The sequence below is a fragment of the Streptomyces erythrochromogenes genome (assembly GCF_036170895.1).
Classification (GTDB): domain Bacteria; phylum Actinomycetota; class Actinomycetes; order Streptomycetales; family Streptomycetaceae; genus Streptomyces; species Streptomyces erythrochromogenes.
The window spans coordinates 3,462,160-3,482,816 of the sequence record NZ_CP108036.1 but is presented as its reverse complement, the minus strand read 5'-3'; the positions used below and the strand labels follow the sequence as shown (position 1 = coordinate 3,482,816).

At 70.7% G+C, this 20,657-nt stretch carries 20 protein-coding genes; 10 read left to right on the top strand and 10 right to left on the bottom strand.

Translation table 11 applies throughout. The features are described from left to right. The first annotated feature begins 71 nt into the window (after window positions 1-71). The 3 genes from OHA91_RS15550 to OHA91_RS15540 all read left to right on the top strand — a co-directional run bounded on the left by OHA91_RS15550 (window position 72) and on the right by OHA91_RS15540 (window position 2,793). Window positions 72-950, top strand: coding sequence for a polysaccharide deacetylase family protein (locus OHA91_RS15550; protein ID WP_031152790.1), 879 nt, complete (start codon window positions 72-74; stop codon window positions 948-950). Window positions 951-955: 5 nt separating this feature from the next. Further along, a complete protein-coding gene (locus tag OHA91_RS15545; RefSeq protein WP_456293583.1) occupies window positions 956-1,834 on the top strand; it encodes a polysaccharide deacetylase family protein in 879 nt (292 codons plus the stop codon). Window positions 1,835-2,334: 500 nt separating this feature from the next. Continuing rightward, window positions 2,335-2,793 carry a DUF3592 domain-containing protein gene (locus OHA91_RS15540; protein ID WP_051893276.1) on the top strand — a complete coding sequence of 153 codons (459 nt, stop codon included), beginning with the start codon at window positions 2,335-2,337 and terminating at the stop codon, window positions 2,791-2,793. Window positions 2,794-2,887: 94 nt separating this feature from the next. On the opposite strand, the gene OHA91_RS15535 is transcribed toward OHA91_RS15540, so the two are convergent. Beyond that, window positions 2,888-3,097 (bottom strand): hypothetical protein, encoded by a 210-nt coding sequence (locus OHA91_RS15535; protein ID WP_031152796.1) that lies wholly within the window; start codon window positions 3,095-3,097, stop codon window positions 2,888-2,890. A 212-nt stretch (window positions 3,098-3,309) separates the two neighbouring features. On the opposite strand from OHA91_RS15535, the gene OHA91_RS15530 reads away from it, so the two are divergent. After that, window positions 3,310-4,068, top strand: a complete 759-nt coding sequence (locus OHA91_RS15530; RefSeq protein ID WP_328739482.1) for a GntR family transcriptional regulator — start codon at window positions 3,310-3,312, stop codon at window positions 4,066-4,068. A 1,305-nt stretch (window positions 4,069-5,373) separates the two neighbouring features. Here OHA91_RS15530 and OHA91_RS15525 read toward each other — a convergent pair. The 5 genes from OHA91_RS15525 to OHA91_RS15505 all read right to left on the bottom strand — a co-directional run bounded on the left by OHA91_RS15525 (window position 5,374) and on the right by OHA91_RS15505 (window position 10,886). Continuing rightward, the gene (locus OHA91_RS15525; RefSeq protein ID WP_037631768.1) at window positions 5,374-6,768 is read right to left on the bottom strand and encodes an FtsW/RodA/SpoVE family cell cycle protein; all 1,395 of its coding nucleotides are present in this window, start codon (window positions 6,766-6,768) and stop codon (window positions 5,374-5,376) included. After that, on the bottom strand, window positions 6,756-7,970 hold the full coding sequence (locus OHA91_RS15520) for an LCP family protein (protein ID WP_031147846.1): 1,215 nt from the start codon (window positions 7,968-7,970) through the stop codon (window positions 6,756-6,758). The genes OHA91_RS15525 and OHA91_RS15520 overlap by 13 nt, the downstream gene beginning before the upstream one ends. A gap of 86 nt (window positions 7,971-8,056) precedes the next feature. After that, window positions 8,057-9,397 carry a sensor histidine kinase gene (locus tag OHA91_RS15515; protein ID WP_328739480.1) on the bottom strand — a complete coding sequence of 447 codons (1,341 nt, stop codon included), beginning with the start codon at window positions 9,395-9,397 and terminating at the stop codon, window positions 8,057-8,059. Beyond that, complete coding sequence (locus tag OHA91_RS15510) at window positions 9,390-10,070, bottom strand: response regulator transcription factor (protein ID WP_031147849.1); 681 nt, start codon at window positions 10,068-10,070, stop codon at window positions 9,390-9,392. Before OHA91_RS15510 ends, OHA91_RS15515 begins: the two co-directional genes overlap by 8 nt. A 366-nt stretch (window positions 10,071-10,436) precedes the next feature. Next, window positions 10,437-10,886 (bottom strand): hypothetical protein, encoded by a 450-nt coding sequence (locus tag OHA91_RS15505; RefSeq protein WP_158714737.1) that lies wholly within the window; start codon window positions 10,884-10,886, stop codon window positions 10,437-10,439. A 259-nt stretch (window positions 10,887-11,145) separates the two neighbouring features. Between OHA91_RS15505 and groES the strand changes: the two genes are divergently transcribed. Continuing rightward, window positions 11,146-11,454, top strand: coding sequence for a co-chaperone GroES (gene groES / locus OHA91_RS15500; RefSeq protein WP_030011064.1), 309 nt, complete (start codon window positions 11,146-11,148; stop codon window positions 11,452-11,454). Between the two features lie 112 nt (window positions 11,455-11,566). Continuing rightward, the gene (gene groL, locus OHA91_RS15495; RefSeq protein ID WP_031147852.1) at window positions 11,567-13,195 is read left to right on the top strand and encodes a chaperonin GroEL; all 1,629 of its coding nucleotides are present in this window, start codon (window positions 11,567-11,569) and stop codon (window positions 13,193-13,195) included. A 64-nt stretch (window positions 13,196-13,259) separates the two neighbouring features. Here the strand turns inward: groL and OHA91_RS15490 are convergent, their stop codons facing one another. From OHA91_RS15490 to OHA91_RS15480, 3 genes are all read right to left on the bottom strand, one after another. Beyond that, window positions 13,260-13,970: an ester cyclase gene (locus tag OHA91_RS15490; RefSeq protein ID WP_328739476.1), complete on the bottom strand. Its 711-nt coding sequence runs from the start codon at window positions 13,968-13,970 to the stop codon at window positions 13,260-13,262. Window positions 13,971-14,077: 107 nt separating this feature from the next. After that, window positions 14,078-14,851: an SDR family NAD(P)-dependent oxidoreductase gene (locus OHA91_RS15485; protein WP_031147854.1), complete on the bottom strand. Its 774-nt coding sequence runs from the start codon at window positions 14,849-14,851 to the stop codon at window positions 14,078-14,080. Window positions 14,852-14,882: 31 nt separating this feature from the next. Beyond that, window positions 14,883-15,569 carry an MOSC domain-containing protein gene (locus OHA91_RS15480; RefSeq protein ID WP_031147855.1) on the bottom strand — a complete coding sequence of 229 codons (687 nt, stop codon included), beginning with the start codon at window positions 15,567-15,569 and terminating at the stop codon, window positions 14,883-14,885. Between the two features lie 88 nt (window positions 15,570-15,657). On the opposite strand from OHA91_RS15480, the gene OHA91_RS15475 reads away from it, so the two are divergent. Further along, on the top strand, window positions 15,658-16,557 hold the full coding sequence (locus OHA91_RS15475; protein ID WP_031147857.1) for a LysR family transcriptional regulator: 900 nt from the start codon (window positions 15,658-15,660) through the stop codon (window positions 16,555-16,557). A 153-nt stretch (window positions 16,558-16,710) separates the two neighbouring features. Here the strand turns inward: OHA91_RS15475 and OHA91_RS15470 are convergent, their stop codons facing one another. Next, window positions 16,711-17,037, bottom strand: a complete 327-nt coding sequence (locus OHA91_RS15470) for a WhiB family transcriptional regulator (protein ID WP_030960963.1) — start codon at window positions 17,035-17,037, stop codon at window positions 16,711-16,713. 389 nt (window positions 17,038-17,426) lie between these two features. Between OHA91_RS15470 and OHA91_RS15465 the strand changes: the two genes are divergently transcribed. From OHA91_RS15465 to guaB, 3 genes are all read left to right on the top strand, one after another. Next, entirely contained in the window at window positions 17,427-18,038 is a 612-nt protein-coding gene (locus OHA91_RS15465; protein WP_003948568.1) for a response regulator transcription factor, read from the top strand. A 375-nt stretch (window positions 18,039-18,413) separates the two neighbouring features. Beyond that, window positions 18,414-19,043 (top strand): sigma-70 family RNA polymerase sigma factor, encoded by a 630-nt coding sequence (locus tag OHA91_RS15460; RefSeq protein WP_030659530.1) that lies wholly within the window; start codon window positions 18,414-18,416, stop codon window positions 19,041-19,043. Window positions 19,044-19,157: 114 nt separating this feature from the next. Continuing rightward, window positions 19,158-20,657 carry an IMP dehydrogenase gene (guaB, locus tag OHA91_RS15455; RefSeq protein WP_031147859.1) on the top strand — a complete coding sequence of 500 codons (1,500 nt, stop codon included), beginning with the start codon at window positions 19,158-19,160 and terminating at the stop codon, window positions 20,655-20,657.

Genomic DNA, 20,657 nt, shown 5'->3' with positions numbered 1-20,657 from the left:
TAGTCGGACAAAGGGAAGATAAGACGCAACTGGGTCACCGGCGTGCGGCGGGTCCGCGCGGCCGGTTCGGGGTGGCCGTGGCCGCCCTGCTGGTAGCCGCCCTCGGCACGGCGTGCGGCTCGGGGCAGTCGGGGGCCCCGGACAAGGCCGAGAAGTCGAAGGCCGCCAAGGGCTCGGAGGCGGGCGCCGCGGGCGCGCTCAGCGCCGCCGAGAAGGCCAAGGCGCTGCAGCAGGCGCGCGTCGCCGCGGCGAAGAAGTGGGGGCTGCGCAAGGTGCCGCTCGCCGCTCCCGCGGCGCCGAAGGAGAAGCCCCACATCGGCACGCGCGACGGCTTCGAGGTGTGGAACCACGAAGAGGACGAACTGCCCCCGGTCTTCACCACCGTCCCCACCGAGGACAAGGTCGTCTTCCTGACCATCGACGACGGCTCGGAGAAGGACCCCGAGTTCCTGAAGATGATGCAGGAGCTGAAGATCCCGTACACGGCCTTCCTCAGCGACTACCTGGTGAAGGACAACTACCCGTACTTCAAGCAGATGCAGGCCGCCGGCGTCACCCTGAACAACCACACCCTCAACCACCGCTACATGCCGGGGCTGTCGTACGAGCAGCAGCGCGAGGAGATCTGCGGCCAGCAGGACACCATCCAGAAGACGTTCGGCAAGCGGCCGACCCTCTTCCGGCCGCCGTACGGCAACTACAACGACGACACCCTCAAGGCGGCGAAGTCCTGCGGCATCAAGGCGGTCCCGCTGTGGAACGCCGAGGCGTTCACGAACCGCATGGACTACCGCGAGTGGGACCGCGACCTCCACCCCGGTGACATCATCCTCACGCACTTCCGGGGTAAGGAGGACTGGAAGGGCACGATGCCTGACATGATCCGTCATGTCATGAAGACCGTCACGGACAAGGGTTATGCCGTGGCTCGCCTGGAGGACTACTTGTGAGGTACGTGCGCCGGTTGGTAGCCGGAACACTGGCGGCCGGCGCGCTCGCGCTCTCCCTGGCGGGGTGCGGGGCGAGTGTGGAGCCCATCGAACGACTGGGCCGCAAGACGACGCAGGAGCCGTCGCAGACGCCGTCCGCGTCCGCGTCGGCACCTGCGTCCTCGCCCGCGCCCGCGCCGGGCGGCGCATCCGACGAGGCGTACAAGAAGTGGGGCCTGACGGCCCCCGTCCAGTACGCGCCGAAGCCCGCCCAGAAGCCGCAGCTTCCGAAGGCGGACCCGGGCAAGGTCCCGGTGATAGACCGAATACCCCTGCCGGCCGGGGAGAAAATAGTCTTCCTGACCTTCGACGACGGCTCGGAGAAGGACCCCGAGTTCCTCAAGATGGCGGCCGACCTCAAGCTGCCGATCAGCATGTTCCTGACGGACAGCGTGGCCTCGTCGGACTACGGGCACTTCGAGAAGCTCCGCGACAACGGCTCGGCGAGCACGGTGAACAACCACACGCTGACCCACCCGAACCTGCGGACCCTCTCCTTCGAGGCGCAGAAGAAGGAGATATGCGGCCAGCAGGACAAGCTGGAGCAGCGCTTCGGCCAGCGCCCGCCGCTCTTCCGCCCGCCCTTCGGCAACTACAACGACGACACCCTCCGGGCGGCCTCGGAGTGCGGTGTCTCGTCGATTCTCCTGTGGCGGGTGTCGATGCAGATCAACAACTTCCAGTACGCCCAGGGCTCCGCCCTCCAGCCCGGCGACATCGTCCTGGCCCACTTCCGCGGCCCGTCCGAACTCAAGGGCGCGACGGAGATCCAGATGACGACCCGCATGCTCCAGCGCATCCAGGAACAGGGCTACAAGATCGGCCGCCTGGAGGACTACCTGTAGGGGGGCCGGTACGAACCCCTGCGCACGCGGGGCGATGGTACGGGGGCGGGGGTTCCGGCGGGGCGGCATCAGGGCTGTCTTGGGGGTTTCCCGTCAGTCCATCGTTTCTCCGGTTCGCGCCGGCCCGTCAAGGGCGCTCCCTTCGGTCGCGTCGCTGCGCGATGGCCTGCGGCCACCCTTGACCGCCCGTCCCGTCCCGGAAATCCGAAAGACTGCCGGGAAGCCCCCAAAGGGACGGGCCGGGGGAGAGAAGGCCATCGGGGTGGGCGGAGCCCGGCGCGCGTCAGATCGCTACGCGCTCCTGCCCGGCGGCGTCCGCGAGCCTCTTGGGCTGGTCATAAGCCGCCATCGATCGCTGCGCGCTCCTCCGAGACGGCGCCTGCGGCCCACATCCACGTCCTGGGGCCCTGTGTGAGGAACCTCTGATCTCGCCGGCGCATCTTTACGGGAGCCGTTCCCGTGTACAGGGGCGCGCGTGGGGACTTCAGTGAGGAATGCGGATGCTTGCTCTGGGTGCGACGTACGGGCCCGGCTCGGGGGTGATCGGGCTGCTGGTTGCCGCCCTGGGTATTGCGGGACTGGTCTCCATGGTGCGCGTGGCGCTGGTGAACCGAAGAACCATCCGGGAGGGGGTGGTGGCAGAGGCCCGCTGCCTGGAGGCGTACGTGGTGCACAACCGCTCTTCGGACGGATACACCACCAGCCAGCGGCGGCTGATCCTGGGATTCCTGACGCCGGAAGGACGGGACGTACGCACCGAGCTGGTGGCCCAGGTCCCCTACGCCGTCGGCGACACCGTGCCCGTGCGGTACCTGCCGGAGTGCCCCGAGCGGGTCGTGCCGGCCGGAGCGACGTTCGGGATCGGCCTCTCCGCCGGCCTCAAGGGTGTGGCGATGCTCGGCCTCGTCTACGCGGGACTCTCCCTCATGGTGATGGCGCTCGGCGCCGACTGGGCGTAGGGCCCCGGCGGCAGCAGCGTCCGATCAGGGTCTCCGCCCTCACCCCCACGGCGGCGTCTTCGAGTACGTCGGCCCGTGACCTGCCGGGTGGGGCTCAGTCTGCGGGCTCGACGTTGGCGGCCGACGTGGTGAACTCCAGCCCGGACGCGCCGCGGATGTAGGCGAGCTCCACCCAGTGCTCGGTGGGGGCGTCCGAGACGTTCTCGTTGACCACGGCCATCAGTACGCCCTCGACACCGGAAGCGATGTCGCGGACACGCCGGTGCAGCAGGTGGTGCGGCACGTGCTCGTACTGCTCGCTCACCGGACGTCACGGTGCTGAGGCATGCAGACCACCCCTCATCCGCAGCTGCCTCAACGGCAGCCTCTCTAGAGACATTCCCACTACATCCGATCCGCCTTCCGTTCGCAATACGTCTCTAGAGAACTACCCCCGAATGGGCCCCCGGCCTGATGCGTGCGGCGGCCCACCTCTCGCCCTAGGGTGTCTAGAGAGGAAAGGGAGTGATCGTTCTCATGACCAGCCAGGGCGCTACTCGGCAGCCGAAGTACCAGCGGATCGCCGACGCGCTGAGGAAGTCCATCCAGGCGGGCGAATACGGTCCGGGTGACCGGCTGCCGGGTGAGAACGACCTCATGGCCGCGTACGAGGTCGCCCGGATGACGGCCCGCCAGGCCCTCGGCGTCCTCCAGAACGAAGGCCTCGCCGAGGCGCGGAAGGGCGCCGGAGTCTTCGTCCGGGCGTTCAGGCCCCTGCGGCGGCGCGGTCTCCAGCGGTTGGCGCAGGAACAGTGGGGTGCCGGCCGCTCCATCTGGTCGACGGACTCCGAGGACCGGGAGCTGGTCGTCGACCAGATCGACGTACGTGAAGAAGAGGCGGACGACCGCGTCTGCGACGCGCTCGGCATCACACCGGGAACCCGGGTATGGGCGCGCAGCCGCCGTTTCGTGCTCGACGGCAAGCCGGTGCTCTTCGCGACCTCCTACCTGCCGTCGGACGTCGTCGCCGATTCCCCCATCACCCAGCGCGAGACGGGCCCGGGCGGGACGTACGCGCGGCTGGCCGAGCTGGGCCACGGCCCGGTCCACTTCCGCGAGGAGATCCGCTCCCGGATGCCCTCCGCCGAAGAGGCCGACCGACTCTCCCTCGCGATGGGCACGCCCGTCATCCGCATCGTCCGCACCGCGTTCGCCGAGGACGGACGAGCCGTCGAGGTCAACGAGATGACCCTGGACTCCGCCTCCTACATCCTGGAATACGACTTCGACGCCTAGGCCCTGGAGCGGCGGCTTCGCGGGCGGGCGGCGGCTGACGTCGGGCGGGGGTGGGAGGCGCGCGGGGTGGGGGTGGGGCGGCGGTGTTTCGGCGGGGCGGGATCAGGGATGTGCTGGGGGTTTCCCGTCAGTCCCATCGTCTCTCCGGTTCGTGCCGGCCCGTCAAGGGCGCTCCCTTCGGTCGCGTCGCTTCGCGATGTCGCTGCGCTCCACCCTTGACCGCCCGTCCCGCCCCGGAAATCCGAAAGACTGCCGGGAAGCCCCCAAAAGAACGGGCCGGGCCTTCCTTTTCAGGGACGGGCACATCAGTGATGGGCGGGGCGGTTGGGGGAGCGCCCCAAATCGCTACGCGCTCCTGTCGGATGGCGTCCGCAGGCCTCTTGGGCTGGACATAGGCCGCCTCAGATCGCTACGCGCTCCTGTCGTGAAGCGTCTGCGAGCCGTCAAGGGCCGGACATAGGCCGCCCTCGATCGCTACGCGCTTCTCCGAGACCGCGTCCGGCCCTTGTTCGGGGCTGGGCGAGGCGGTTTCGGGGGCGGGCGGGCGATCCATCGGCTGAGCCGATGCCAACCCCCATCAAGGGCGAGGTGGCATCCCAGCCGCCCGCCCAAACAGGGGCAATTGGGGCAAGATGATGGCTCTCCGAGGCCTCCACCCACCTACACCTGGATTGGCATCGCCTCAGCCGTCATCTGACGCTTTTCCTCCCCCCAACCGCCTTCGGGCGCCCTCCATGAGGAGCGAATCGGGCCTCTGCGGCCTATTACCAGCCCCAGACGGTCTGCAGTCGCGTGATCGAGGAGCGCGTAGCGATCGATGGCGGCTTATGTCCAGCCCCTGACGGCTCGCAGACGCTTCACGACAGGAGCGCGTAGCGATTTGGGGCGCTCCGGGCCCCCGCCCGGGCCTCTCCGACGCCCCGTCCCTGAAATCTGAGACCGGCCCGTTCCTTTGGGGGGTTCCCGGCTGTCCTCGTATTTCCGGGGCGGGACGGGCGGTCAAGGGTGGAGCGCAGCGACATCGCGAAGCGACGCGACGAAGGAGCGCCCTTGAGGGGCCGGCACGAACCGGAGAGACGATGGGACTGACGGGAAACCCCCAAACCATCTCTGATGCCGCCCCGCGCAGACCCCGCCGCCCCACACCACCCCGCACCTCCCACCCCCGCCCACCTCCCACCCCCGCCCACACCCCCACCCGCCGCGCTCCGACCCCGCCGCGCCCGGGGGTGGGTGGGCAGCCACCGGCCCGGGGTGGTGGGGTCGCGGGGGTGAAGGCGCCGGGTGTGCGGAGCCCCGTACCCCCTACACCTGCACCACCGGGGTGATCGTCGTTTCCGCCGGGCCTCGGGCGTCCGCCTCGCGTTGGCGTTCCGCGCTGTCGCTGATGCGCAGAAGGAGGGCGATCATGATCCAGTTGGCCAGGAGGGACGAGCCGCCCTTGGCCAGGAAGGGCAGTGCCTTGCCCGTCAGGGGGATCAGGCCCGTGACGCCTCCGGCGACCACGAAGACCTGGAGCGCCAGCGCCGAGGCGAGGCCGACCGCCAGCAGTTTGCCGAAGGGGTCGCGGGCGCCGAGCGCCATCCGCAGGCCGCGCTGCACGAGGAGCGCGTAGAGGATCAGGACGGCCATGACCCCGGCCAGGCCCAGTTCCTCGCCCACGGTGGTGAGGATGAAGTCGCTGCGGCCGGCGAACTTGATCAGCTCGGGGTGTCCCATGCCGAGGCCGGTCCCGGAGATGCCGCCCGTGCCGAAGCTGAAGAGCGCCTGCGCCGACTGGTCCGAGGTGACGCCCGGGGGAGGGGTTTCCCAGTAGACGGAGAGCGGGTTCAGCCAGGCCGCCACGCGCGCCTTGACGTGCGGTTCCGTCGAGCCGACCACGAAGGCGCCCGCCGAGGCCATGAGCAGCCCGCACACGATCCAGCTGGTGCGCTCGGTGGCGACGTACAGCATCACCACGAAGACGCCGAAGAAGATCAGCGACGTGCCCAGGTCCCGCTCGAAGACCAGCACCAGCATCGAGAGGATCCACACCGTGATGATGGGTCCGAGCTGGCGCATCGGTGGCAGCCGCATGCCGAGGAACTTGCGGCCCGTCAGGGCCAGCGAGTCGCGGTGGATGACCAGGTAGCCGGCGAAGAAGATCGCGATCATGATCTTCACGAACTCGCCGGGCTGGATCGAGAAGCCGAAGAGGATGATCCACCGCTTGGCGCCGTACGTGTCCGCGCCGAAGAACGCCGGCGCGATCAGCAGCACCAGCGCGACCGCCATCGTGATGTAGATGAACCGCTGGAGCAGCCGGTGGTCACGCAGCAGGGCCAGTACAGCGATGCACGCGGCGACGCCGACCACCGTCCACAGCAGCTGGCCCGGGGCGTTGGCTTCGGAGTTCCACCGCTCGATGTAGCCCTGGTCGAGCCGGTGGATCAGTACCAGCCCCAGCCCGGTCAGCAGCATGGCGAGCGGGAAGACCAGCGGATCCGCGTAGGCCGCGAAGCGGCGCACGCCCAGGTGCCCCACCAGCGCCAGCAGCGTCATGGAGATGGTGAAGTCGGCGAGGTTGGGCGGGAGCTCGCCGTTCATGGCGAGGCCAGCGGCGGCGTGCCCGAAGACGGCGATGACGATGACGAAGACGAGGAGCAGCGCCTCGGTGCGGCGGCGGGCGCCCGCCGTCGTCAGGGGCCTCAGTCCACGCACGGGATGCCGCCGCCGTCCTTCGGGGAGGGCGAAGAGGCCGGTGGGGGTGACGCCTCACGCGCCCCCGGTGCGGAGCCGGGCGCGCCGGGCCCGCTCGCCGGGGCGCTCGGCGCGCCGGGGCTTGCGGAAGCCTTGGGTCCGATCTGCTCTGCAATGAGGCGCTTTATCTTCATATCATCTACGACGTTGATGTCCTCCCCAAGGTTCCTTCCGAAGCGCTCGACGGGGAGTGTCGTGAACTGCACCCTGCCGCCGGACAGGCTCTTCGCCTGCTTCACGAACGCCGCCAGGTCCCACCCCTGGTCGGTCACCACGTCCTGTTTCGCGACGTCGATCAGCTTGATCAGCTTCACCGGGTCGGTGAAGGTCCCGGCCGAGTTCAGCTTCTTCGTCGCACCCGCGAGGAACGCCTGCTGCCGCTTCGTCCGGTCCAGGTCGCCGCCGTCCAGACCGTGCCGCTGGCGCACGAAGGCGAGCGACTGCCGGCCGTCGAGGGTCTGCGGGCCGGCCGGGAAGTCGGCGCCCGAGTACGGGTCCTTGACCGCCTTGTTCAGGCACACCGGTACGCCGCCCAGCGCGTCCGCGAGGTGGTGGAAACCGGCCAGGTTCAGCTCGGCGAAGTGATCGACCGGCACCCCCAGGAAGGCGCGCACCGTCGCGATCTGGGCCGCTCGCCCCGCCTCCCGGCCCTCCCGTTCCAGCTGCCGGGAGTCCTTCACGCCCGCTGCGGCGAGCTGCCCCTCCTTCCGGGCCTTCGCCAGCCCGTACGCCTTCTTGATCTTGTCCTTGCCGTGGCCGGGTATGTCGACGAAGTCGTCGCGCGGCACCGAGAAGGCCTTCGCCCGGCTGCCGTCCCCCGGCACGTGCAGCAGGATCAGGGTGTTCGCGTTGTAGCCGCCGATGTCCGAACCGCCGGCGTGCAGTTGGTCGAGGACCTCTGCGGGCAGTTTCTCGCCGTTCTGATCCCGGCGGCTGTCCAGGCCGATGAGCAGGATGTTGGTGTCGCCGAACTTCGACTTCTCGGCTCCTTCGAGGGCCTTGGAACTGCCGATTCCGGCGGCCAGGTCCCGGTACAGGTACCAGGCGCCCCCGCCGGCCATCACCGCCAGCGCGCAGGTCGCGACCAGCAGCGTGCGGACCGGCCGCCGGCGGCGGGACGGGGGGCGGCGTCGGGTCGTCGTCTTCCTCCGGTGCGCGCTCATGCCAGTCGATGGTGGGGGAGGCCCGCTGAAGGAATCCTGAGGTTCCTGAAGGGGCGTTCAGGGCTGCCGCCCGGGGCCCCGCCCCGCTACCGGATCCGCAGCACCAGCCGTGCGCCCCCGGCCGGCGCCGGCAGCGCGCGTACGTCGCCCCCGTGCGCCCGCGCGATCTCCCGGGCGATGGCCAGGCCGAGGCCGGTGCCGCCGCCGGCCCGGCTGCGGTCCGCGTCGAGCCGTACGAACCGCTCGAAGACCCGGTCCCGGTCCGCGTCCGGGATGCCGGGGCCGTCGTCCGTGACCTCCAGCACCGCCCAGCCGTCCTCCTCGGCCGCCCGGACGGCGACCTGCGAGCGGGCGTGCCGCAGGGCGTTGTCCACCAGGTTGGCCAGCGCCCGCTCCAGCCTCGGCGGGTCCCCGGCCGCCGGTACGGGCGCCCGCGCGTCCAGCCGTAGCGAGACCCGGGCACCGCCCCGGCGGGCCACGTCCTCCGCGGCGAGCAGCGCCAGGTCCACCGGCTCGGTCCGGGGCGGCGGCCCGCCGTCGAGGCGGGCCAGCAGCAGCAGGTCCGCCGCGATCCGCTGCAGCCGGTCGGTTTCGGCCAGCGCGGCCACGACCGACTCGCGGTCGGGGCGGTCCGCCGCCAGCGCCACCTCCAGCCGGGACCGTACGGCCGCCAGCGGATTGCGCAGCTCGTGCGAGGCGTCCGCGGTGAACTGCCGCTGCCGGGCGTCGGAGCGCTCCAGCCGGTCGAGGGTGGCGTTGACGGTCCGGGCAAGCTGCGCGATCTCGTCCGCCCCGCCGGGGTCGGGGACCCGCCGGTCCAGCTCGCTGGCGGTCACCGACGCCAGCTCGGTGCGGATGGCGTCCACCGGGCGCAGCGCGCGGCCGGTCACCCACCAGGCCAGCGCCGCGGCGAAGCCGATCAGCGGGGGAGCGCCCGCCAGCAGTCCGGCGGCGACGGCCCGGGTCGCGTCGTCGACGTCGCCGAGCACGGTCATTGCGTACACCGTGTGCCCTCCGGGCGCCGCGACGGCGACCACCGCGCGCCGGTGCCCGCCGGGGTGCTCGGGCGGGAGTACGGCCGAGCGGGAGTCCTCCCCGGGGCCGGGGTGCGGCGCGCCGTCCAGGTCGGGGGTGTGCCGCGGGTCGCCGCCGGTCGCGGCGACGGTCCGGCCGGCTGCGTCCCGTACGAGGACCAGGTCCACGCCGTTCTCGGGGGCGGGCAGCCGCCCGCCGGGCGGCGGCGGGGTCCGGGCGTCGAGCTGGGCGGCGGCCCTGAGGGCGGCGAGTTCGGTGCGGCCGGTGGTGTTGTCGAGGAGGTTGGCCCGCAGCAGGGAGTGCAGCCACAGCCCGCCGGCGGCCAGTACCGCGGCCATGGCGAGGGCTGCGGCCGCGGCGGTGCGCGCCCGGATCCCGGGTCGGCTAGCCACCGTCGGGGGCCATCCGGTAGCCGGTGCCGTGGACGGTGCGGATGGAGCGGCGGCCGAAGGGGGCGTCGATCTTCTTGCGCAGCGAGGAGACGTACACCTCGACGATGTTCGGGTCGATGTCCTGCGGGGTGTCCCAGACCTCGTCCAGGATGTCCTGCTTGGCGACGGCGCGGCCGGGCTGCTCCATCAGGCAGGCGAGTACGCCGAGTTCGCGGGCGGTGAGCTCGATGTCCCGGTCGCCGCGGCGGCAGCGGCGGCCGCGCGGGTCCAGGACGAGGTCGCCGGCCTGCAGGGTGCCGCGGTCGCAGGCTCCGGCGCGGCGGGCGAGCGCCCGGATCCGGGCGGCCAGGACCACGAAGGAGAACGGCTTGGTGAGGTAGTCGTCGGCGCCGGCGTCCAGCCCCTCGGCCTCGTCGTACTCGCCGTCCTTGGCGGTGAGCATCAGGACGGGGGTGGTGTCGCCGTGGGAGCGCATGCGGGTGCAGATGGCGTGGCCGCCGGGACCCGGGAGCATCAGGTCGAGCAGGACGACGTCGTACGGGCCGCCGGCGAGGGCGAGGTCCAGGCCGCGGTGGCCGTCGTGCGCGACGTCGACCAGGTGTCCGTCGGCGGACAGGCCGCACCGCAGGGACTCGGCGAGGTTCTCTTCGTCTTCGACCACGAGGATGCGCACGGCTCAAGCGTCACATACCGCCCGAACCGGGTGTCCTGCGGGCGGCCCTGCGGGCGGCTCGGCGGTGCGGCTCGTTCCGGCTCGGCCGGGTCGGATCGGTCGGTCCGTGGCGCGGGGTGCCCTGCGGGCGGCGCGGCGGGGTCGGTCCGGTCGGGGAGCGGGGCCGCCGCCGGAGTGTCTCCTCGGCTCGGCGCGTGCGGGGTGTCTCGGCCGTACCCGGTGGTCGCGCGCTCGTCCTGCGGGGACACCCCGGCACGTCCCCACTCCCCTCGGCCGCGGACACGCAGGGGGATGCCCCTGTTTCGGAGCGGTGGCGTGGCGTACCCGCAGGGGCCGAGCAGGCCCTCGTGCGGGAACGGGGCGGATTCACGCTGCCGAGCGCCTCGCAGGGGACAGGATGTCGCGGGCGGCTGCCGTCAACGCCCAGGCCGGGAAGGCGAAGGCGGTCAGGCCCAGGCCCATGGGCGCGAGGGAGGTGAGGATGCTCATCTGTACGGCCTGGTCGGCCTCGGGTCCGCTGACGCGGGCGGCCACCGGCGCCTGCGGCCGCTCGTCGAAGACGCCGTCGATCCTGATCCCGGGGAGGGTGAACGATCCGTCGGCGGCGGTGAAGGATCCCGCGCACGTCATCGTGCGGTCCCCATCGGAATCCGGCTCACCCCACACGCACCGCTCCGCGCTGAACCTGCCGTCCACACCCGTCAGCTGGGTGATGAGCCGCGGTACGGCCGCGTGGAACATCCAGATCCCTACGGCGAGCCCGATGGCGATCGGGACGGCGTGCACCCACCGCACACCGGAGTTTGTCCTGGTCATGTCCGGGACAGTACTGATCTCGAACGTGTGCGCGTAAGGGAGTTTTCGGGGATCGGGTCGGGCTCCGCGCAACGCCCGGGGGTCGGGAATTGGCACTCCGCTTGACCGAGTGCTAATCGCCGGAATAGTCTCGCACCTGGCACTCACCCCAGGTGAGTGCCAACACAGCGACAGGCAGGTCCGGCACCCGCGACGACGGATCGACCTGGTCGCCACCTCAGACAGTTAACCCCGGATCTCCGAAGGGGGAGGTCGGATCGTGACGACCGCCAGCTCCAAGGTTGCCATCAAGCCGCTTGAGGACCGCATTGTGGTCCAGCCGCTCGACGCCGAGCAGACCACGGCCTCCGGCCTGGTCATCCCGGACACCGCGAAGGAGAAGCCCCAGGAGGGCGTCGTCCTCGCGGTCGGTCCGGGTCGCTTCGAGGACGGCCAGCGTCTCCCGCTGGACGTCACCGTCGGCGACATCGTGCTGTACAGCAAGTACGGCGGCACCGAAGTGAAGTACAGCGGCGAGGAGTACCTCGTCCTCTCGGCTCGCGACGTGCTCGCGATCGTCGAGAAGTAATTTCGCTTCACAGCACTGCTTTGAGCTACGCCCCTGGTCACCCCGCTGATTGCCGGGCGGCGAGGGGCGTAGCTCGTTAAACCCGAGTTTTCGAGAGGGCTGAACCGCTCCCATGGCGAAGATCCTGAAGTTCGACGAGGACGCCCGTCGCGCCCTCGAGCGCGGCGTCAACAAGCTTGCCGACACGGTCAAGGTGACGATCGGCCCCAAGGGCCGCAACGTCGTCATCGACAAGAAGTTCGGCGCCCCCACCATCACCAACGACGGTGTCACCATCGCCCGCGAGGTCGAGCTGGACGACCCGTACGAGAACCTGGGCGCGCAGCTCGTGAAGGAGGTGGCGACCAAGACCAACGACATCGCGGGTGACGGCACCACCACCGCCACCGTGCTGGCCCAGGCGCTGGTCCGCGAGGGTCTGCGCAACGTCGCCGCGGGTGCTTCCCCGGCCGCCCTGAAGAAGGGCATCGACGCCGCGGTCAAGGCGGTCTCCGAGGAGCTCCTCGCGACCGCCCGCCCGATCGAGGACAAGTCCGACATCGCCGCCGTGGCCGCGCTCTCCGCGCAGGACTCGCAGGTCGGCGAGCTCATCGCCGAGGCGATGGACAAGGTCGGCAAGGACGGTGTCATCACCGTCGAGGAGTCCAACACCTTCGGCCTGGAGCTGGAGTTCACCGAGGGCATGGCCTTCGACAAGGGCTACCTCTCCCCGTACATGGTCTCCGACCAGGAGCGTATGGAGGCCGTCCTCGACGACCCGTACATCCTGATCAACCAGGGCAAGATCTCCTCCATCCAGGACCTCCTGCCGCTGCTGGAGAAGGTCATCCAGGCGGGTGGCTCCAAGCCGCTGCTGATCATCGCCGAGGACGTCGAGGGCGAGGCGCTCTCCACCCTCGTCGTCAACAAGATCCGCGGCACCTTCAACGCGGTGGCCGTCAAGGCCCCGGGCTTCGGTGACCGCCGCAAGGCGATGCTGCAGGACATGGCCACCCTCACCGGTGCCACCGTCATCGCCGAAGAGGTCGGCCTCAAGCTCGACCAGGCCGGTCTGGACGTACTGGGCTCCGCCCGCCGCGTCACCATCTCCAAGGACGACACGACCATCGTCGACGGTGGCGGCAGCCACGAGGAAGTCGTCGGTCGCGTCAACCAGATCAAGGCCGAGATCGAGTCCACGGACTCGGACTGGGACCGCGAGAAGCTGCAGGAGCGCCTGGCGAAGCTCGCCGGCGGCGTCTGCGTCATCAAGGTCGGCGCCGCCACCGAGGTGGAGCTCAAGGAGAAGAAGCACCGTCTCGAGGACGCCATCTCGGCGACCCGCGCCGCGGTCGAGGAGGGCATCGTCTCCGGCGGTGGCTCCGCGCTCGTCCACGCCGTCAAGGTCCTCGAGGGCAACCTCGGCCTGTCGGGCGACGAGGCCACCGGTGTCGCGGTCGTGCGCCGCGCCGCCGTCGAGCCGCTGCGCTGGATCGCCGAGAACGCGGGCCTCGAGGGCTACGTCATCACCTCGAAGGTCTCCGAGCTCGACAAGGGCCAGGGCTTCAACGCCGCCACCGGCGAGTACGGCGACCTGGTCAAGGCCGGCGTCATCGACCCGGTGAAGGTCACCCGTTCCGCGCTGGAGAACGCCGCCTCCATCGCCTCCCTGCTGCTCACGACCGAGACCCTGGTCGTCGAGAAGCCGGCGGAGGACGAGGGCGACGCCGGTCACGGCCACGGTCACGGCCACAGCCACTGATCGCGCTCCACGTCGAAGGCCCCGTTCCGCAGTCGCGGAGCGGGGCCTTCCCCGTGTTCGGGCCTCAGGTTCCGTAGGGCGTTCCGGTCCCGCCCATCTGGCGTTGCAGGGCTCCGGGGTTGTAGTGCCACCAGCCCTCGGTGATCTCTCCGTCCTGGCACCGGAAGGTCGTCGTCCCGGACATCTCGTACGTCTTCCCGGTCGGTGCGACCCCCATGAACTCTCCCTTGTGGGCGCCGCGCCAGTTCCACACCGTCGTGACCATGTCGCCCTCGGCCACCTGGGCCGTCGGCTCGAAGGTCATGTCGAAGGCCGCGCGCCACGTCTCCATGTCCGAGCGCATGCCCTCGCGTCCGATGACGGTGGACTCCTCCTTGCTGGCGTCGTGGTCGATGTAGTTCACCGCGAAGCACTCGTCGAGGACGCTCATGTCGCCGGCCATGGCGGCTTCCTGGAACACCCGGTTCGCGAGCTGCTTGTTGAGGTGCTCGTCGCGGACGACGTCGAGGTTCATGAACTTCGGCATCCCCTCGCAGAGGGACACCATCTCCTGGAACATCCGGTCCGTCTCGGGGAGCTGAGAGTTCCTCATCGCCTCCTCGTACGAAGCGAATTCCACCATGTCCACGTAGTGGTTCCGGGCCTCGCGGTCCTGGCCGATCATCGTGTGCGTGGCGGTGCGCCTGCCGCTGCTCTGTTCCGCCCAGCGGTCGATGAGCGCGTTCATCTCATCGAACCGCGTCGTCTCGTAATCGATCACTTGTACGAATGTCATCGCGTCGCCTCCCTCTGGAGATGGGACATGTCCAGTTTAGGGAGAGTTCGCCCGTTTGGCGGTTTCGGTGGGGGCTTCGACGGAGGCTTACCGGCGGGTCACGAACGCTACTGGGGCCCGTACTTGCGGCCCGTGCGCGAGGACACCCCGCCCAGCAGCCCGCGCGGCGTCAGCTTCACCACGCCCATCAGCGCCTTGTACCGCGGGTCCGGGACGGACACCGTCTTCCCGCGCGCCAGGTCGGCCAGCGCCGCGGCCACCAGCTTGTCGGCGTCCAGCCACATCCAGCCGGGGATGTTGTCCGTGCCCATGCCGGCGCGCTGGTGGAACTCCGTCCGCACGAAGCCGGGGCACAGCGCCATCAGCCGGACCCCGGAGCCCGCCATGTCCCGCGCCGCGCCCTGGGTGAACTGCACGACCCAGGCCTTGCTGGCCCCGTACGTGCCGCGGGGTACGAAGGCGGCCACCGAGGCCACGTTGATCACGCCGCCGCGGCCGCGCGAGCGCATCGACTCCGATGCCGCCGAGGTCAGCCGCAGCACCGCCTCGACGTGCACCTTGAGCATGGTCAGCTCGTCGGCCATGGAGACCTCGAGGTAGCGGCCCTTGTTGCCGAAGCCCGCATTGTTGACCAGCAGGTCCACGGGGTGGGTGCGGTCGCCGAGGCGTTTCTCGACCGACGCGATGCCCCCCTCGGTGGACAGGTCGGCGACCAGTACCTCGGCCTCGATGCCGTGCAGGTCGTGCAGCTCCGTGGCCTGCTCGCCGAGGCGCCTGGCGTCGCGCGCCACCAGCACGAGGTTGTGCCCCTGGGCGGCCAGCCGCCGGGCGAAGGCGGCGCCGATGCCCGCCGTGGATCCCGTAATCAACGCAGTCGTCATAGGCGCAACCTAGCCGCCCCGGATGACAGCGTTATCGCGCCCCGGCCCCGGTCCCGTACTTCTCCACGTACCGGCGCACGGTCTCGTGCGCCTCGGGCTCCATCGCCGCACCCGCGGCCAGGGTGCTGGGCAGCAGCGTGCGCTCGGTGGTGAAGGCGCGGAACCAGAGCTGCACCGTCACGTCGTGGTCCGGCCGGTGGATGATCTCGATGCTGTCGCCGGGGGAGACGGAACCCTCCTGGATCACCCGGAGGTACGCGCCCGGCCGGGCCTCCTGGGTGAACCGCCTGACCCAGCCCGCCTCGCCCAGCGCCCCCTGGAAGGTGCGGCACGGGATGCGGGCCGAGGCCACTTCGAGGACGAGGTCCGCGCCGACCCGCCAGCGGTCGCCGAGCCGTGCGGTGTTCAGGTCGATGCCGGACGTCGTGAAGTTCTCGCCGAAGAGCCCGCCGGGCAGCTCGCGGCCCAGCTCCCGCTCCCACAGGTCCAGGTCCTCGCGGGCGTACGCGTAGACGGCCTGGTGGTCGCCGCCGTGGTGGCGCCGGTTGCAGATGGCGTCGCCCTCCAGGCCGCTGCCGAGGCCGCTGGCCTTGTCGCCGGGGGCGAAGACGCGGACCGGGCCGGGGACGGGGCGCTTGCCGATGCCCGTCACCCCGCTCTCCGCGTCGGTGTACTCGGAAGGCGTGGCGGTGCCGACGTTCACGGAGATCAGATGCATGGGACCCATGGGCACAGGCTAACCGGGCGGCCCCAAAGCGTCACAGAGGTATTCGCGCGACGGTCAAAGAGGGCCTTATGCTCGAAGGGTGATCGAGGCACGTCATCTCCGGGTACTGCGCGCCGTAGCCGGGACCGGATCCTTCTCCGCCGCCGCGCGCGAACTCGGCTGCACCCAGCCCGCCGTCTCCCAGCAGATGAAGGCGCTGGAGCAGTCGGCCGGCACCCCACTGCTCATCCGCACCGGCCGCGAGATGCGGCTGACCCAGGCCGGGGAGGCCCTGGTCCGGCATGCCGCCGGGATCCTGGCCGGGCTGACCGCCGCCGAGGAGGAGGTCGCGGCCATCGCCGGGCTGCGCGCGGGCCGGGTACGGCTCGTGTCCTTCCCCAGCGGCAGCTCCACCCTGGTGCCGACCGCGCTCGCGGCGATGCGTGCCGAGCACCCCGGAACCCGTATCTCGCTGGTCGAGGCCGAGCCGCCGCGGTCCGTGGAGATGCTGCGCGAGGGCGACTGCGATCTGGCACTGGCCTTCCGCTACGGCGGGTCCGCCGGATCCGCGGCCGAGTGGGAGGACCTCGTGGTGCGGCCGCTGCTGACCGACCGGCTCGTGGGGCTGGTCCCCGAGGGGCACGCGCTGGCCGGGGCGGAGCGCGTGGGCATGGCGGAGCTGGCCGACGAGCCCTGGATCGCGGGCTGCCCGCGCTGCCGCCGCCATCTGGTGGAGGTGTGCGAGGACGCGGGATTCACCCCGCGCATCGACTTCGCCACCGACGACTATCCGGCGGTGGTCGGCCTGGTCGGCGCGGGGCTGGGCGTGGCGGTACTGCCGGAGCTCGCGGTGGAGTCCGTACGGGCCAAGGGCGTCAGCACGCTCGTCGTGGAGCCGGCCGTCGAGCGGGAGGTCGTGGCGCTGACCCTGCCCGACCTGGCCCGGGTGCCGGCCGTGGCCGCGACCCTGGCCGAGCTGGAGCGCGCGGCCACGCGCTGACCGCCCGCAGGAGCACGAGCCGGCCGTGCGCGGCTACCGGCCGCACGCGCGGGGCACGCGTACGGCCGAACGTGTGAAACCCGGGCCGGGCGGCGACACGCCCGGCGTGCAGGTGGCGCAGAGGAAACGTTCCTTCCGTCGTTCGGTCGGCTCTCAGTGCGGCGCGGTCGGTCCGATCGCACTCGACGCGGGGATGAGTCGGTGCCGGGCGCGGCCCATCAGTTCCTCGCGTTCGTCCTCGGTGAGGCCGCCCCACACTCCGTAGGGCTCACGGACGGCGAGTGCGTGCGCGGCGCATTCCGAACGAACCGGGCATCGCATGCAGACCTCTTTAGCCGAGGCCTCGCGCGCGCTCCTGGCCGCGCCCCGCTCGCCCTCCGGGTGGAAGAAGAGGGAGCTGTCGACCCCGCGGCAGGCGGCTAGCAGCTGCCAGTCCCAGAGGTCGGCGTTCGGTCCGGGGAGGCGGGAGAAATCTGCCATTGGTAGTCCTCTTGGTGCCGGTACTGAGGCGGATACGGTCCATGTCTCCAAGGGTCTCCACACCTACTGTCGGAGTAGATGTAAATATGACTCATTGGGAATCTAGCCTCAGACACGTGCCAAACGGAAGGAAAGCCGCCAAATAGGGCATAGCTCCAGATGGAGGACAGGCCGCTTGCGCCTCCACCGCAGTGATCGCTTCCTCACGTAGAGTGCCGAAGGTGTCCGTCCGACCCGTAACTCTTTCGAGTGACCATCGTTGAGAGTGCGAAGGCGGTTGAACCCACAAGTTCTCGGACAGGTGTCCGGGAGCATCGACCGCACAGGTGACGATACGTACCAGCCTGGAGGCTCAAGGTGACGCGCATCAGCAGCTGCGGAGGGCGGTCATGACATCCGTCCTCGTCTGCGACGACTCCCCGCTTGCCCGAGAGGCGCTCCGTCGCGCGGTTGCCACCGTGCCCGGCGTCGAGCGTGTGACGACGGCTGCCAACGGCGAGGAAGTCCTCCGCCGCTGGGGTGCCGACCGCTCCGACCTGATCCTGATGGATGTTCGGATGCCCGGGCTCGGCGGTGTGGAGACGGTCCGCCGCCTCCTCTCGGCCGACCCCGGCGCCCGCATCATCATGCTGACGGTCGCCGAGGACCTGGACGGCGTGGCCCTCGCGGTCGCCGCCGGCGCCCGCGGCTACCTGCACAAGGACGCCTCGCGCGCCGAGCTGCGGGCCACGGTCACCCAGGCCCTCGCCGACCCGACCTGGCGACTGGCCCCGCGCCGGCTCCGCTCCGCCGAGATGGGCGCCGCGCCCACCCTCACCGCGCGCGAGATCCAGGTGCTGGAGGGCATGAGCCACGGCCGGTCCAACGCGGAGATCGGGCGCGAGCTCTTCCTCTCCGAGGACACGGTCAAGACGCACGCCCGTCGGCTGTTCAAGAAGCTCGGCGCCTCGGACCGCGCGCACGCCGTGGCGCTCGGCTTCCGCTGGGGTCTCGTCCGCTGACCCGGCAGCGGCCGGGCCCGGCCCGGTCCGCCGCAGACCGCGGATCGTCGAGAGCGGTCCCGTCCGCCACCGGTGGACGGGGCGGCGCGCCGCTCTTGCCGTCGCCCGGCGCCTCCCGGCGCCTCTTCTCGTCGCGGTAGCCCTGTCCCGCCGTACCCGGTGCGCACCCGGGGGTTGGCGGGGCACAATCCGGGGGACGTCTCGCTTCGTGCGCGATGCCGCATCCTTGAGGGTGTGGAGTCTCTCGGGGACTATTCGGCCGAGCGGGAGGGGAGGGCGCAGATGAAGAGTTCCGGCGCACCCGCTCATAACGCTTCGACGCACAACAAGGGCCACGGTGCCGCGGATGCTCCGGCGCCAAGGCACCATGGACTGATGCGCGACGACGAGGCCCTGGGGTCCCCTGCGGCCACAGGCCCCACCGGCGCCGCCGGAGGCGGCAGTGCCGGAGGCGTCAGCGCGCTCGTACGCCGGGCGGTGGAGGGTGACGAGCAGGCCACGCACGACCTGCTCGCCTTCGTGCACCCCCTGGCGATCCGCTACTGCCGCACCCGGCTGTCCCGGCTCCCGGGTGACGCCCGCCACTTCGTGGAGGACCTGGCGCAGGAGGTCTGCGTCGCCGTCCTGATGGCGCTGCCGCGCTACCGGGACACCGGTCGGCCCTTCGAGGCCTTCGTCTTCGCCATCGCCGCGCACAAGGTCGCCGACCTGCAGCGGGCCGCCATGAGGCACCCGGGCAGCACGGCCGTGCCGTCGGACGAGATGCCCGAGCGGCCGGACGACTCGCTGGGCCCGGAAGAGCGCGCGCTGCTCAGCAGCGACGCCGCCTGGGCCAAGAAGCTGCTGGCGAACCTTCCGGAGAACCAGCGCGAACTCCTCGTACTGCGGGTGGCCGTCGGGCTGACCGCGGAGGAGACCGGCCAGATGCTCGGGATGTCTCCCGGAGCCGTGCGCGTGGCCCAGCACCGGGCCCTCAGCCGGCTCCGTGCGCTCGCTGAGCAGTAGGCACACCCGTAGGAAACTACGAAACTTCCGGTTGACCTTGGTCGTGGAATGAGACGCGTCGGGATCCCGTTAGCATGGACATCCGCGCTGAGCAAGACCATTTGGGAAGGTGTCATGACTGCCGACGGAGTGCCCGACAAATTCGCCACGCTCGGACTGACCTACGACGACGTGCTGCTGCTGCCGGGCGCGTCGGACATGGCTCCGAACGACATCGACACCTCTTCCCTCATCTCCCGCAACGTGCGCGTGAACATCCCGCTGCTGTCCGCCGCCATGGACAAGGTCACCGAGGCCCGCATGGCCATCGCGATGGCCCGCCAGGGCGGCGTCGGCGTACTGCACCGCAACCTGTCCATCGCGGACCAGGCCAACCAGGTCGACCTCGTCAAGCGCTCCGAGTCCGGCATGGTCACCGACCCGATCACGGTGCACCCGGACGCGACCCTGCGCGAGGCCGACGAGCTCTGCGCGAAGTTCCGCATCTCCGGCGTCCCGGTCACCGACCCCGCCGGCAAGCTCCTCGGCATCGTCACCAACCGCGACATGGCCTTCGAGTCGGACCGCAGCCGCCAGGTGCGCGAGGTCATGACCCCGATGCCGCTGGTCACCGGCAAGGTCGGCATCTCGGGCGTGGACGCCATGGAGCTGCTGCGCCGCCACAAGATCGAGAAGCTTCCGCTGGTCGACGAGGCGGGCATCCTCAAGGGCCTCATCACGGTCAAGGACTTCGTCAAGGCCGAGAAGTACCCGAACGCCGCCAAGGACAAGGACGGCCGCCTCCTGGTCGGCGCCGCCGTCGGCGTCGCCGGGGACGCGTACGAGCGCGCCCAGGCCCTGATCGAGGCGGGCGCCGACTTCATCGTCGTCGACACCGCCCACGGCCACTCCCGCCTGGTCGGCGACATGGTCTCCAAGATCAAGTCGAACTCCGCGGTCGACGTCATCGGCGGCAACGTCGCGACCCGCGACGGCGCCCAGTCGCTGATCGACGCCGGCTGCGACGGCATCAAGGTCGGCGTCGGCCCCGGCTCCATCTGCACCACCCGCGTCGTCGCCGGCATCGGCGTCCCGCAGGTCACCGCGATCTACGAGGCCTCGCTCGCCGCCAAGGCGGCCGGCGTCCCGGTCATCGGCGACGGCGGTCTGCAGTACTCCGGCGACATCGCGAAGGCCCTGGTCGCGGGCGCCGACACGGTGATGCTCGGCTCGCTGCTCGCGGGCTGCGAGGAGTCCCCGGGCGAGCTGCTCTTCATCAACGGCAAGCAGTTCAAGTCCTACCGCGGCATGGGCTCGCTCGGCGCGATGCAGTCCCGCGGCGACCAGCGCTCCTTCTCCAAGGACCGCTACTTCCAGGAGGGCGTGGGCGGCGACGACAAGCTCATCCCCGAGGGCATCGAGGGCCAGGTGCCCTACCGCGGCCCGCTGTCCGCGGTCGTCCACCAGCTCGTCGGCGGCCTGCGCCAGTCGATGTTCTACGTGGGCGGGCGCACCGTGCCGGAGCTCCAGCAGAACGGCCGCTTCGTGCGCATCACCTCGGCGGGCCTCAAGGAGAGCCACCCGCACGACATTCAGATGACCGTCGAGGCCCCGAACTACAGCCGCAAGGGCTGA